At 46.5% G+C, this 12355-nt stretch carries 14 protein-coding genes; 11 read left to right on the top strand and 3 right to left on the bottom strand.

The window, feature by feature from the left end; all coding sequences use genetic code 11:
* Nucleotides 1-32 precede the first annotated feature (32 nt).
* The 8 genes from ACERC5_RS03245 to ACERC5_RS03280 all read left to right on the top strand — a co-directional run bounded on the left by ACERC5_RS03245 (nt 33) and on the right by ACERC5_RS03280 (nt 6894).
* On the top strand, nt 33-212 hold the full coding sequence (locus ACERC5_RS03245) for a hypothetical protein (protein WP_373658490.1): 180 nt from the start codon (nt 33-35) through the stop codon (nt 210-212).
* Nucleotides 197-574, top strand: coding sequence for an HD domain-containing protein (locus ACERC5_RS03250; protein WP_373658492.1), 378 nt, complete (start codon nt 197-199; stop codon nt 572-574). Before ACERC5_RS03245 ends, ACERC5_RS03250 begins: the two co-directional genes overlap by 16 nt.
* Before the next feature lie 42 nt (nt 575-616).
* A complete protein-coding gene (locus ACERC5_RS03255) occupies nt 617-2833 on the top strand; it encodes a bifunctional (p)ppGpp synthetase/guanosine-3',5'-bis(diphosphate) 3'-pyrophosphohydrolase (RefSeq protein WP_373658493.1) in 2217 nt (738 codons plus the stop codon).
* A 9-nt stretch (nt 2834-2842) separates the two neighbouring features.
* Nucleotides 2843-3286: a D-aminoacyl-tRNA deacylase gene (dtd, locus tag ACERC5_RS03260; protein ID WP_373658495.1), complete on the top strand. Its 444-nt coding sequence runs from the start codon at nt 2843-2845 to the stop codon at nt 3284-3286.
* Nucleotides 3287-3466: 180 nt separating this feature from the next.
* Nucleotides 3467-4165 (top strand): 2,3,4,5-tetrahydropyridine-2,6-dicarboxylate N-acetyltransferase, encoded by a 699-nt coding sequence (gene dapD / locus ACERC5_RS03265; RefSeq protein ID WP_373658496.1) that lies wholly within the window; start codon nt 3467-3469, stop codon nt 4163-4165.
* Between the two features lie 43 nt (nt 4166-4208).
* Nucleotides 4209-5333, top strand: a complete 1125-nt coding sequence (locus ACERC5_RS03270; protein WP_373660157.1) for an N-acetyldiaminopimelate deacetylase — start codon at nt 4209-4211, stop codon at nt 5331-5333.
* A gap of 354 nt (nt 5334-5687) precedes the next feature.
* Nucleotides 5688-6227 (top strand): 5-formyltetrahydrofolate cyclo-ligase, encoded by a 540-nt coding sequence (locus ACERC5_RS03275; protein ID WP_373658498.1) that lies wholly within the window; start codon nt 5688-5690, stop codon nt 6225-6227.
* Nucleotides 6211-6894: a rhomboid family intramembrane serine protease gene (locus ACERC5_RS03280; protein ID WP_373658499.1), complete on the top strand. Its 684-nt coding sequence runs from the start codon at nt 6211-6213 to the stop codon at nt 6892-6894. Before ACERC5_RS03275 ends, ACERC5_RS03280 begins: the two co-directional genes overlap by 17 nt.
* A 642-nt stretch (nt 6895-7536) precedes the next feature.
* On the opposite strand, the gene ACERC5_RS03285 is transcribed toward ACERC5_RS03280, so the two are convergent.
* From ACERC5_RS03285 to ACERC5_RS03295, 3 genes are read right to left on the bottom strand one after another with little or no spacing between them, the layout of a single operon-like run.
* Complete coding sequence (locus tag ACERC5_RS03285; RefSeq protein WP_373658500.1) at nt 7537-8568, bottom strand: DUF4097 family beta strand repeat-containing protein; 1032 nt, start codon at nt 8566-8568, stop codon at nt 7537-7539.
* A complete protein-coding gene (locus ACERC5_RS03290; protein ID WP_373658501.1) occupies nt 8565-9146 on the bottom strand; it encodes a DUF1700 domain-containing protein in 582 nt (193 codons plus the stop codon). Before ACERC5_RS03290 ends, ACERC5_RS03285 begins: the two co-directional genes overlap by 4 nt.
* Nucleotides 9133-9459, bottom strand: a complete 327-nt coding sequence (locus ACERC5_RS03295; protein WP_018368077.1) for a PadR family transcriptional regulator — start codon at nt 9457-9459, stop codon at nt 9133-9135. Before ACERC5_RS03295 ends, ACERC5_RS03290 begins: the two co-directional genes overlap by 14 nt.
* A 227-nt stretch (nt 9460-9686) precedes the next feature.
* Here ACERC5_RS03295 and ACERC5_RS03300 point away from each other — a divergent pair, with 227 nt between their 5' ends.
* Genes ACERC5_RS03300 through ACERC5_RS03310 form a run of 3 tightly spaced genes read left to right on the top strand, consistent with a single transcriptional unit; the run spans nt 9687 to nt 12307 of the window.
* The gene (locus ACERC5_RS03300) at nt 9687-10691 is read left to right on the top strand and encodes a glycosyltransferase (protein WP_373658543.1); all 1005 of its coding nucleotides are present in this window, start codon (nt 9687-9689) and stop codon (nt 10689-10691) included.
* A gap of 19 nt (nt 10692-10710) precedes the next feature.
* Nucleotides 10711-12045 carry a glycosyltransferase family 4 protein gene (locus ACERC5_RS03305; protein ID WP_373658502.1) on the top strand — a complete coding sequence of 445 codons (1335 nt, stop codon included), beginning with the start codon at nt 10711-10713 and terminating at the stop codon, nt 12043-12045.
* A 40-nt stretch (nt 12046-12085) separates the two neighbouring features.
* Nucleotides 12086-12307: a hypothetical protein gene (locus ACERC5_RS03310; protein WP_373658503.1), complete on the top strand. Its 222-nt coding sequence runs from the start codon at nt 12086-12088 to the stop codon at nt 12305-12307.
* Nucleotides 12308-12355: the final 48 nt, after the last annotated feature.

Below are 12355 nucleotides of genomic sequence, written 5' to 3' on the forward strand. Positions count from 1 at the left end.
GAAGGAAAAACAAGTTTGAAAGAGGAGTAATTGTGCTAAACCACCACAAAGAAGTTTATTTGTTGAAGCAGGTTAACACTTATCTCAATTTTTGGGAAGTCGGCAAGGTCTTGTTGGCACTGCATATCAGCAATGAGGCACATGTCAAACAGACACGAGATGATGGGGTGACGGCTTATTTTAGTCACTCCTGGCAGTGGCTTGTTTTTTAGCGGATAAAGAACATGATGCGGTGACGGTAGTGGCAGCCCTGCTTCATGATGTGGTTGAAGACACGGACTATACGTTGGCACAAATTCGTCAGAACTTTGGTGATGAGGTGGCCTTTATCGTTGATGGAGTGACGAAGTTCAGTTGCTGTAAGACCTGCACCATCGACAAGATTAAACAGGCAACAGATGTCGACAAACGGGTGCTAATTGTTAAACTGGCTGACCGTATCCACAACCTACAAACCCTATCAGGCATGAAAAACCTGAGCAAGCAGAGAAACTTGAGGAGACAAGAACGGTCTATCTCCCTCTGGCAAGGGCTTATCAGCTGGATGATTTGGCAGCAGTTATCGGACAGCTGATTTACGAACAAGAACAACGTTTAGAAAGAGAGAGGGTGCGTGATGGCAAACAAGGATAACAAAGGACAAAGTGTCCTTAATCAAATTAAGACCTATATGGGACCAGAGGAGATTGCTTTGGTCGAAAAAGCCTATCGGTACGGGGAAAAAGCTCATGACGGGCAGTTCCGCCAATCTGGAGAGCCTTACTATAACCACCCTATCGAAGTGGCTGGCATTTTAGCGGACCTCAAGTTGGATGCCGTCACCGTTGCCTGCGGTTTCCTCCACGATGTGGTCGAGGACACTGACATTACCCTTGAGGATATGGCAGAGCAGTTCGGTCAGGAGGTTGCTAGCATCGTTGATGGCGTCACCAAGCTAGGTAAGGTTGAGTACAAATCTCACGAGGAGCAACTGGCAGAAAACCACCGTAAGATGTTGATTGCCATGTCAAAAGACTTGCGAGTGATTTTGGTCAAGTTGGCAGACCGTTTGCATAATATGAAGACCCTTAAACACTTGAGACCAGATAAGCAGGAGCGGATTTCCCGAGAAACCATGGAAATTTACGCTCCGCTTGCTCATCGTTTGGGGATTAGTCGCATCAAGTGGGAGTTGGAAGATTTGGCTTTTCGCTACCTTAACGAGCCAGAATTTTACAAAATCAAGCACCTGATGAACGAGAAACGCAAGGAGCGTGAAGAGCAGGTCGAGCAAATCGTCCAAAAAATCCAAGACTACACCAGCGAACAAGGGCTTCAAGGCAAAATCTATGGGCGCCCAAAACACATCTACTCCATCTACCGCAAGATGCATGACAAGAAAAAGCGGTTTGATCAGATTTTTGACCTGATTGCCATCCGGTGTTTGATGGAGACGACCAGCGATGTCTACGCCATGCTAGGCTATATTCATGAACTCTGGCGGCCTATGCCGGGTCGGTTTAAGGATTATGTGGCTGCGCCCAAGGCCAATGGTTACCAGTCCATCCATACAACAGTTTATGGGCCGACGGGTCCTATTGAAGTGCAAATCCGAACCAAGGAAATGCACCGCGTGGCGGAGTACGGGGTTGCTGCCCACTGGGCCTATAAAAAAGGGATGACCAACAAGGTCGACACCAAAGAAACCGCTATCGGCATCAACTGGATTAAGCAATTATCCGAATTTCAAAGTCAGGCCAGTGATGCCAAGGAATTTGTTGATTTTGTCAAAGAAGACATCTTCTCGGAGCGCATCTATGTCTACACACCAAATGGGGCGGTGCGTGAACTGCCTAAGGACTCTGGTCCCATTGACTTTGCCTACGATATTCACACAGAAGTTGGAGAAAAAGCCATCGGGGCTAAGGTCAATGGGAAAATGGTGCCCTTGACCCATAAATTAAAAACAGGTGACGTGGTCGAGATTGTCACCAATAAGAGTTCCTTTGGTCCTAGTCGCGACTGGCTAAAGATGGTCAAAACCAACAAGGCCAGAAACAAGATTAGGCAGTTTTTCAAAAACCAAGATAAGGAACAATCCATCAACAAAGGGCGCGAGATGCTGGTGACCACCTTGCAGGACAACGGCTATGTGCCCAATAAATACCTGGATAAAAAGCATATTGATGAGATTTTGCCACGGCTCAACTATCGTAACGAGGAGACCCTCTATGCTGCTGTTGGTTTTGGAGAAATTTCAGCTGTCGCTGTTTTTAATAAATTGACCGAAAAAGAGCGCCGTGAGGAAGAAAAAGCCAGAGCCAGAGCTGAAGCTGAGGAGCTGGTCAAGGGCGGCGAAGTCAAGCATGAAACCAAACGTGACGTCCTAAAGGTCAAGAGCGAGAACGGTGTCATCATCCAAGGCGCATCAGGTCTCCTTATGCGGATCGCCAAGTGCTGTAATCCCGTGCCAGGTGATATTATTGAGGGTTATATCACCAAAGGGCGTGGCGTTGCCATCCATCGCTCCGACTGCAACAACATCAAGGGACAGGAGGGGTATGAAGAGCGCCTGATTGAGGTGGAATGGGACGACACCAATACCAGCAAGGACTATGTGGCTGACATTGACATCTACGGCTTCAATCGCCCAGGCATTCTCAACGATATCCTGCAAATTCTCAACAATGCCACCAAGACCCTGATGGCGGTCAACGCCCAGCCGACCAAGGACATGAAGTTCGTCAACGTTCATATCAAGTTTGGCATTCCAAACCTCGCCACCCTAACTACTGTGGCAGATAAAATCAAGATGGTGCCAGACGTCTACTCCGTCAAACGCACCAACGGTTAAGGAGGGGACATGAAAATTGTTATTCAACGCGTGGCAACTGCTTCGGTGGCGATTGAGGGACATAGCAGAGCAGCTATCGGGCAAGGTCTGCTCCTGTTGGTTGGGATTGCTCCAGATGATACCACCGCAGACATCGCCTACGCTGTGCGAAAAATCGCCAACATGCGACTTTTTGCTGACGAGGCAGGCAAAATGAATCGGTCCGTCCAAGACATCAAGGGCGAGGTTCTTTCTGTCTCACAGTTTACCCTCTTTGCACAGACCAAAAAAGGCAATCGCCCAGCTTTCACAGGAGCAGCACAGCCAGAGCTAGCTAGCCAACTCTATGACCAGTTCAACGCCGAACTTGCCCAACATGTTCCTGTCAAAATAGGCCTTTTCGGAGCGGATATGCAGGTCAGCCTCGTCAACGATGGACCAGTGACCATCGTCTTGGATACTAAGGAAAACTGACGAGTAGTCAAGTGTCTCAATCTGTTCCGTCTAATTCAATAAGCCTTGGCTTGGTTCATCGTCGTCAACATCGTTAAACACTTTAGACAGCTTGGTCAAAAACGATCTCTTTGAGGTCGTTTTTGCTGGTGCTTTTAGAAAAATCTGCTATAATGGTAAAAAACGAAATGGAGAGTTATCATGTCCGCAACCAAGATGTCTGCACAAGAAATCATTCAATTTATCGCTCAAGCCAAGAAAGTCACTCCAGTCAAGGTCACCTTTGAAGGGACGCTAGCGGGAGAAGTCCCAGCCAGTGTGACCAAGCTAGGCAATGTCCTCTTTGGTGATTGGCAGGAGATTGAGCCCTTGCTCTCTGGTCTGGTTGCCAACCGTGACTATGTCGTGGAAAATGACTCCCGTAACTCAGCAGTGCCTTTGCTGGATAAAAAGGCCATTAATGCCCGTATCGAGCCAGGTGCGATCATCCGTGACCAAGTGACCATCGGAGACAATGCTGTCATCATGATGGGGGCGGTTATCAACATTGGAGCTGAGATTGGTGAAGGGACCATGATTGATATGGGCGCAATCTTAGGAGGGCGTGCGACTGTTGGAAAAAATAGCCACATCGGTGCGGGCGCTGTCCTTGCAGGCGTGATTGAGCCTGCCTCTGCCCAGCCTGTTCGTGTCGGAGACAATGTCCTTGTCGGTGCCAATGCTGTGGTGATTGAAGGGGTACAGATTGGCAGTGGTTCTGTCGTTGCGGCAGGAGCCATCGTCACCCAAGATGTCCCAGAAAATGTCGTGGTAGCAGGTGTTCCAGCTCGCATCATCAAGGAAATTGATGAAAAAACCCAACAAAAAACAGCTTTAGAAGAAGCCTTGCGTACACTATAAGACAGAGACCGCTTGTCGGTCTCTTTGACTAGAGGAATAAAAAATGACACTTGATTTAGTAACCATTCGCCGTGACCTCCATCAGATACCTGAGCTGGGCTTGGAGGAGAAGATGACACAGAGCTATCTGCTGGAGCAGATACGCCAGCTCAACAAGCCGTACATCGACCAAAAATTGTGGCAGACAGGGGTTTTGGTCTTTGTGCGGGGCTATGCGCCTAAGAAAACCATCGGCTGGCGGACAGATATGGACGGGCTACCGATCGTTAAGGAGACGGGACTAGACTTTGCCAGTCAGCACGAGGGGCGGATGCACGCCTGTGGACACGATGTCCACATGACCATTGCCTTGGGACTTTTGGAAAAAATAGCAGAGCAGCAACCCAAGAACAACATGCTCTTCCTCTTTCAGCCAGCTGAGGAGAATTTGGCGGGTGCCAAGCTCATGTATGATGATGGAGCGTTTGGTGAGTGGTTGCCAGATGAGTTTTACGCCCTTCATGTCAGACCAGACATGAAGGTTGGTGACATTGCGACTAACGCTGGCACTCTCTTTGCAGGTACTTGTGAGGTGAAAATTACCTTTAGAGGCAAGGGGGGACACGCTGCCTTTCCTCACGAGACCAAGGATGCCTTGGTGGCGGCTAGTTACTTTGTCACCCAAGTCCAGACAGTCGTCAGCCGTAACGTTGACCCGATTAAGGGAGGCGTGGTGACTTTTGGGCACATGACAGCTGGCACGACCAACAATGTCATCGCCGATACGGCTTTTCTGCATGGCACCATCCGTAGCTTGACCCAAGAGAATAGCCTGCTCATGCAGGAGCGGGTGCGGCAGTTAGCACAGGGTGTCGCCCAGTCTTTTGACATGACGGTGGACATCGAGCTCAACCAAGGCGGTTATCTGCCTGTGGAAAATCACCCAGACTTGACCAAAAACCTGATGGCGTTTTTTGAGAAGGCAGAAGGGGTCAATTTGATTGACTGCCCGCCAGCCATGACGGGTGAAGACTTTGGCTACCTACTCCATAAAGTTCCTGGGGTCATGTTCTGGTTGGGCGTGGACACCCCGTATCCTCTTCACCATCCCAAAATGAGCCCAGATGAGCGAGCTATTGCTTTTGCGGTAGAGCAAGTCGGACATTTTTTGAACAGCTGCCTCAACTAGTTGACGACGTCACTAGATAAAGAAAACACTTGTCATCTATTTTGATGTGGCAAGTGTTTTTTGTCAGCCGTTTTTAGAGAAATTGCTTATTTGGCATAGAACCTGTGATTTTGTTGACATAAAAAAATCAGCCGAATGGCTGCTTTTAAAAAGGGGTGTGTTAAGTTGTTGAAAACTTAACTTTAGGAGATTTATGAAAAAGAGAGTAATAGGGGTTAGCTATCACTCATCACTTTGGGAAATTGGTAGTTTTAGGAAAGATTTTATTATAGATCCGAAACCTTAAAAAAACCTTAAACCGGCTTAAGGTAGCAAAGATTATCCAAAAATTGGAAAATCTGCTATGATAGAGACATGACAAAAAAGAAACGGCGACAGGAGATTTTGGCGTGGCTTAGAGCTTGGTCGCCTAAGGCAAAAGCCCTTGTTGACCAAGGTCTGTTGGAGAGCTTGCTTAAGCACGATGCCTATTGTCAGGCTCAGACAGTGGCAACCTATCTATCCCTCCCCCATGAATGGCAGACGGCTCCCTTCATTGATCGTGCGCTGTCAGACGGTAAACAGGTGGTTGTCCCGAAACTTGTCGGTGACGTAGAGATGGTCTTTGTTCCCTACTGTTCAGATGAGCTGACAGAAGGTGCTTTGGGGATTTTATCACCGATGTCTCATGATGTGGTTGATAAGTCTGAGATTGACCTCATTCATGTGCCTGGGCTACTTTTTAATCGTCAAGGCTATCGTATCGGCTATGGTGGCGGTTTTTATGACCGCTACTTGGCAGACTATGAGGGCATGACCTTGGCGACGGTTTATGAAAAGCAGCTCTGCCATTTTACACCTGAGCCCCACGATATAGCAGTAAAGGAGTTGATTTATAGTGAGACAAATCCGTGAATTTTATAGAGACTACCCGATAACAGCTGGACTGTTAGTGATGATGGTGGCGGTTTATCTAGTGATGAACCTTGTCTTTCCCTTTTACGCGACCAGCAACACCGCTATTTTGACCTTTGGTGGGTTATTTGGCGCCTTGATTCGCGTAGACAGTAGCCAGTGGTGGCGGATAATATCCAGTAACTTTGTTCATATTGGCTTGCAGCACCTGTTGATGAACGGTTTTAGCCTCTACATCGTCGGTAAAATAGCAGAGCAGGTCTGGTCGAAACGAGATTATATCCTATTGTTTTTGGTGTCAGGCGTTTTTGGTGGTTTATTGACCATCGCTTTAGCCCCTCAAGTCCTATCAGCAGGCGCCTCATCGTCTATCTTTGGTATCTTTGCAGGGGTGGCTATTATGGGATATTTTGGGAATAATCTCTTGCTTAAACAGATGGGACGGAGCTTTCAAACCCTGATTGTTGTGAACTTGTTGTTTAACCTCTTTATGCCAAGTATTAACATCTGGGGACATTTAGGGGGTGCGATTGGTGGTGCCCTGTGTGCCGTTATCTTGCCAAACCGTGTCGACCCGTATGCTTTTTCTAAAAAACAAAAGCAGCAGGCTTTGCTAGCTCTTCTTGGTCTCAGTGCCCTGCTGTTAGCCCTATTTTACCTGAGATAGATAAGGGATGTTAACCCATCGGTCGTTCCTTACTTCTAAACGGTATGGCTTAGGAGGCAACAGCAATGTTTAAGGCTTGTTCAGCCGTAAGGATAATTTGGCAGGTGAAGGGGACCCTAAGCAACCAGTAGTGTTTTATCGGTCTTAGAGTTCTCAATGAACAACAAGGACAAGTCTAGTGCTGTCAGAACCAGTCAAGGATTGCTCATAGTTACCACGTCTTATTGCTTGATGAGGATAAAAGGACGAGACGGAGACAAAAGTAAATGGTGCCCCAACAGTTGGATACAACACCTAACTGTTGGGGTGCTATTTTTATGATTTTGAATGACAAAGGCAGCATTCGATTTTCCTCCTTAAGGTGCTGATGTCGTCTGATCAGGGCTGTAAAAGCTGATGACCCCAGCGTATTAGAGCGCTCAACCTCTACGTCTTACTTAGTTAATAATTACCAAGAGGGAGAAATTAGAACCTCTGTCCCAGGCTTAGCCCGCTCCTATATAGTCGATAGGAGAGGGCGAGTTCTGACGAATTACCGGATGTGCTCTGCGCTTTTTGGTACAAAAAAGCTCCATCTTCTGCTGTTACTGTTTTCTGACAGAAGATAGAGCTTTGTGATAGCCAGGCAGATGATGACTGATTTTATCTCAATTTGATGTCTGCATGGTCATTGATAATGGTTAGCTTGTTTTTGTTACCTGCTCGGCTACGAGTGGCTTTTTGGTCATTGTCCGTGATGTCTTTCAGACTAGGGTCCAAGGTCAGCTGACCGTACTCGCTGGTTGTGAGGTCTAGGTCAATGTTGTTTTTGCTGGTTTCAGATAAGCTGATGTCAACGAGATACTCTGATGTGGTCATCGTCACATCACCCAGAACAGTTAGGTTTTCAGCAGAAATCGAAGCTGCCGAAAATGTCATCTTGCTGTTGTCCAGGGTCGTGTTTTTAAGTTGCATCGGGGCATATTCTCCCTTGATGGTACTATTTTTGATGATGCTATCTTGAGCAGAAAAGTCGCTGTTATAGGTGATGGTAGCACCATCTAGGGTCGTTTTGTTAAAATGCAAGGAATAATAATTATCACTGGTGATGTTTTTGAGGTGGCTATCATAGAATGTCCCGTTGTTGATATGCCCTTTGTCAACAGTCAGTTGCTGGGCATCCAAATGAGAATAAGGGACATCAAGAGATTTAATGTGCGCATCTCTGATAAAGAGGCTACCGTGGGTTGCGATGCGTAACTCATCAAGTGTTATGCCTTTAGGCAAGGCGAGGGAGATTTTACCATTTTCACGATTGATGCTGTTCGTGATTTTACTGATGACGTTGAGCCCACCTTGGAGAATAATCTTCTCCTCCTGTTCGCCGTGGTCAGAGAGGCTGAGTTTACCATTGGCATCAGAGAGATTCGCCTTGGTATTTTCCTCATCTTCCCAGTAATGGTAGGTCAGGTGAATCTTATCGTCATCAGAAGGGTAGACGTCAATGTATTTGTTCGTAGCAGTGATATCGATGCTCTTTAAGTCTGTGTAAGTTTTGGTGACTGTCACAGGTTGGTTGAGCTGGCGTAATTGGTCAAAACCACCTGTCAGCAAGCTACTGAATACCATAACCAGTCCGATAATCAGACTAGCAAAGCCGAAGATAAAGAGACTTTTAAGGGTAATCTTTTTCATGCGCGTTGTCCTTTCTTGATAATCCATTTGACCAAGGTTTTAAGACCATGAGCAGTCCACTTGCCAAAGACATAAACCAAAAGTGCCAAGAGCAAGGCGCTGCCCAGCATGGCTAGACCGCCACCAAAACCGAAGGCGAAAAGTTGCCCCTGCCCAAGATAGGCCAGGGCATCCCAGAGGAAGATCCCTGCACCGATGAAAAGGGCTAGGCAAAATGATGCACCAGCCACCATCAGGCTAAAAAAGAGAACGACAAGGGCAGCTAATAGGGCTAAAATGATCAAAATAACAGGAATTCCAACAGGAACGGCAAAGATAGCTAGGATAATCAGCCAAATCATCTGCCGCTTGGTGCGTGGTGGGTAGCGGTCTTCCATGACCTTTTTATCCAAGATGTTGTTAATCAAGTCCCTGGCGGCCTCTTTGGGTGTACCCAGTTCTGCCATCACCAAGGCTTCATTTTCCTCGCCTGCTTCTGCAAAGTACTCGGTAAAGTAAGCCATGGCCTCCTCGTAATCTGCCTGGGGTAGCTTGCGTAAGTGGCTGTCGAGCTGCTTGAGGTATTCAGTTCTTGTCATGTGTCAATCTCCCTTCGATGATGTCGTCTATCTTGCTTGTGTAGAGCTGCCACTCTGCTTTCAGATAGACAAGTTGTTCCCTTCCGTTTGGGGTTATGGAGTAGTATTTCCTCGTCCGTCCCTGATGTTCCTGAGAGTAGGTCGTCAGGTATCGCTCTTGAACCAAGCGTTTCAAAATCGGGTAGAGAGTCGACTCCTTGATGTTGGCAATCAGCTTGATTGTCTGACTGATGTCGTAACCATAAGAATCATGGTCTGACACAATCGCCAGAATCAAGAATTCGATGACTGTGGCTGATGTTGGAAAATACATCCTGTCACCTCCTTGTATAAAATTTTTATATATAAATTGATTATATATAAAAATAATACACATGTCAAGACAAACCTCAAAAATAATTTGCCATCTTCTAAAATGAGTGTGACGCAGCTGAAAAGCTCTGCTATTTCTCCGTAAACGAACAAGTTTGTAAGGTCTTTTCGAGAGTTTTTTCAGGCTAATTGGTGAAAAAATACCTTAAATGAGGTATAATGACAGTTATGAATGTTTTACTTTACTTGGAAGCCGAACACTACCTCAGAAAGTCAGGTATTGGTCGTGCCATCAAGCACCAAGAGCGCGCGCTGGATTTGGCTGGTGTGCCTTATACCAAAAATCCGGAAGATTCTTATGATTTGGTGCACATCAATACCTATGGTTACAAGAGCTGGTTGTTGATGGCTCGTGCCCAAGGGGCTGGAAAGAAGGTCATCATGCATGGGCACTCGACAGAGGAGGATTTTCGGGATTCTTTTATCGGTTCAAACCTGGTCAGTCCTCTATTCAAGTGGTATCTCTGCCAGTTTTATCAGAAAGCTGATGCCATTATCACGCCGACAACCTATTCCAAGTCTTTGATTGAGCGTTATGGGATTACTCGTCCGATTTATGCCGTGTCCAATGGGATTGACCTTGCTCGCTACCAAGCAGATCCTGCTAAGGAAGCAGCTTTTCGTCAGTATTTTGGTTTGACAGATGACCAGCCTGTGGTGATGTGTGCAGGTCTTTACTTCAAACGTAAGGGGATTGAGGACTTTGTCAAAGTGGCAGAGCGATTGCCACATGTTCGTTTTATCTGGTTCGGAGAGACCAACAAGTGGGTAATCCCTTGGTCAGTCAGACGGATTGTCGAAAAACATCACCCAGAAAATGTGACGTTCGCAGGTTACATCAAAGGAGATATCTTTGAAGGCGCGATGACCGGGAGTGATGCGTTTTTCTTCCCAAGTAAGGAGGAGACGGAAGGGATTGTTGTCTTGGAGGCTTTAGCTAGTCGCCAGCATACTGTTTTGAGAGACATCCCTGTTTACAAGGGGTGGGCTGATCACCAAGCGGTTCATTTAGCATCAGATGTGGACGGCTTTGTGGATGCGTTGACAGCTATTCTATCAGGAAAAACAGACAAAAGAGAGGCAGGTTATGCTGTCGCTCAGTCCCGCGCCATCAATCGTATCGGTGAAGCGTTAAAAGCAGTTTATCAAGAGGTCTTAGATTTTACAGATTGACCTCTATAAAGGAGAGGTTATGCGTATCGGTTTGTTTACAGACACTTATTTTCCTCAGGTTTCTGGTGTTGCGACCAGTATTCGGACCCTAAAAGAAGAGTTGGAAGAACTAGGGCATGAGGTTTATATCTTTACGACAACAGATAAGGCAGTCGGTCGCTACGAGGATCCGACGATTATTCGTCTGCCCAGTGTACCTTTTGTGTCCTTCATGGATCGTCGTGTGGTCTATCGCGGGTTGATGACATCTTATCGCATTGCCAAGGCCTACCAACTAGACATTATTCATACCCAGACGGAGTTTGGGATGGGTAACCTTGGGAAATTGATTGGCAAAGCCCTGCGGATTCCTGTCGTTCATACTTACCATACCCAGTATGAGGACTACGTTGACTATATTGCCAAGGGCAAGATTATTCGCCCCGGGATGGTCAAATATATCGTTAGAGGCTATCTCAATAATTTGGACGGTATCATTTGTCCAAGTCGTATCGTCACCAATCTTTTAGAGGGCTATGAGGTTAAGCCTGTGAAGCGGACGATTCCTACAGGCATTCAACTGGATCAGTTTGTTCGCGACGACATTTCACAAGAAGATGTTGACCGCTTGCGACAGGATTTAGGGTTTCAGCCGAACGACACCATGCTTTTAAGCCTGTCTCGTATTTCTTCTGAAAAAAATATTCAGGCTATCCTAGCTAGTTTGCCAGAGGTGTTAAGCGAGTACCCGCATGTTAAGCTGGTTGTGGTTGGAGATGGGCCTTACCTGACAACCCTCAAGCAACTGACGACCCAACTAGGTTTAGAGGCATCGGTGATTTTTACTGGCATGATTGACCATAATCAGGTTGCTTTGTATTATAAGGCTTGTGACTTTTTTATCTCAGCTTCGACTAGTGAGACACAGGGGCTAACTTATACGGAAGCCTTGGCTTCTGGTAAACCAGTCATCGCTCACGGCAATCCTTATCTTGATGACCTCATCACAGACAAGATGTTTGGCACACTCTACTACGATGCGAGGGATTTGCCTGCTGCGATTATTGATGCACTTGTCAGCACGCCAGAGATGACACAGAAGCATTTAACTCAAAAACTAAACGCTATCTCAGCTCAGCAATTCGGCAAAGCTGTCTATAGCTTCTACCTTGATGCGATTATCGCTAAAGCAGCCTGTCGCCAGTACAAGTATTCTCTGACAATGGAAGGCAGTCCAGCAGACCGCTCCCTTCAGCTTGTCAAGCAAACGGCAGTCTTGCCGGTGACGCTTGTCAAAAAGACAGCAACGACTTCTGCCAAGGTCTTCAAGGCACCGATTAAAGTGATTACAAGTATCAAGGATTTCTTGGAATAGCCCAGTTTGCTTGTGTTTGCTGGCTATCAGGGAGGGACTGATGAGAAAAAACTATTATTACTATCTGCCTTATGTGATTGGACCGGTCATCACTTATTGGTTATCGGAAATCTATCATCTGTTGATGATTGTCGGTTTTGCACCCTATGATTATCTGGTCTTGAAAGGTCTTGCGGTGTCTAATCTCCTCATTTTAAGCCCGATCATGATGAGTATTCCTTCTATAGTTATAGCACCCCAAAAGTTGGATGAAAAAATTTAACTTTTGGGGTGCAGTTCATTATTATCTCCTCTTTTTCAGGTCTAGAAA

It is taken from the genome of Streptococcus sp. E24BD (genome assembly GCF_041807825.1).
Classification (GTDB): Bacteria; Bacillota; Bacilli; order Lactobacillales; family Streptococcaceae; genus Streptococcus; species Streptococcus entericus.

Bases quoted from the DNA above. Each gene is read 5' to 3' on its own strand.
- ACERC5_RS03295 (WP_018368077.1), bottom strand. From the start codon at position 9,459: ATGTATTTTCCAACATCAGCCACAGTCATCGAATTCTTGATTCTGGCG.
- ACERC5_RS03305 (WP_373658502.1), top strand. From the start codon at position 10,711: ATGCGTATCGGTTTGTTTACAGACACTTATTTTCCTCAGGTTTCTGGT.
- ACERC5_RS03255 (WP_373658493.1), top strand. From the start codon at position 617: ATGGCAAACAAGGATAACAAAGGACAAAGTGTCCTTAATCAAATTAAG.
- ACERC5_RS03270 (WP_373660157.1), top strand. From the start codon at position 4,209: ATGACACTTGATTTAGTAACCATTCGCCGTGACCTCCATCAGATACCT.
- dapD (WP_373658496.1), top strand. From the start codon at position 3,467: ATGTCCGCAACCAAGATGTCTGCACAAGAAATCATTCAATTTATCGCT.
- dtd (WP_373658495.1), top strand. From the start codon at position 2,843: ATGAAAATTGTTATTCAACGCGTGGCAACTGCTTCGGTGGCGATTGAG.
- ACERC5_RS03310 (WP_373658503.1), top strand. From the start codon at position 12,086: ATGAGAAAAAACTATTATTACTATCTGCCTTATGTGATTGGACCGGTC.
- ACERC5_RS03275 (WP_373658498.1), top strand. From the start codon at position 5,688: ATGACAAAAAAGAAACGGCGACAGGAGATTTTGGCGTGGCTTAGAGCT.
- ACERC5_RS03285 (WP_373658500.1), bottom strand. From the start codon at position 8,568: ATGAAAAAGATTACCCTTAAAAGTCTCTTTATCTTCGGCTTTGCTAGT.
- ACERC5_RS03300 (WP_373658543.1), top strand. From the start codon at position 9,687: ATGAATGTTTTACTTTACTTGGAAGCCGAACACTACCTCAGAAAGTCA.
- ACERC5_RS03290 (WP_373658501.1), bottom strand. From the start codon at position 9,146: ATGACAAGAACTGAATACCTCAAGCAGCTCGACAGCCACTTACGCAAG.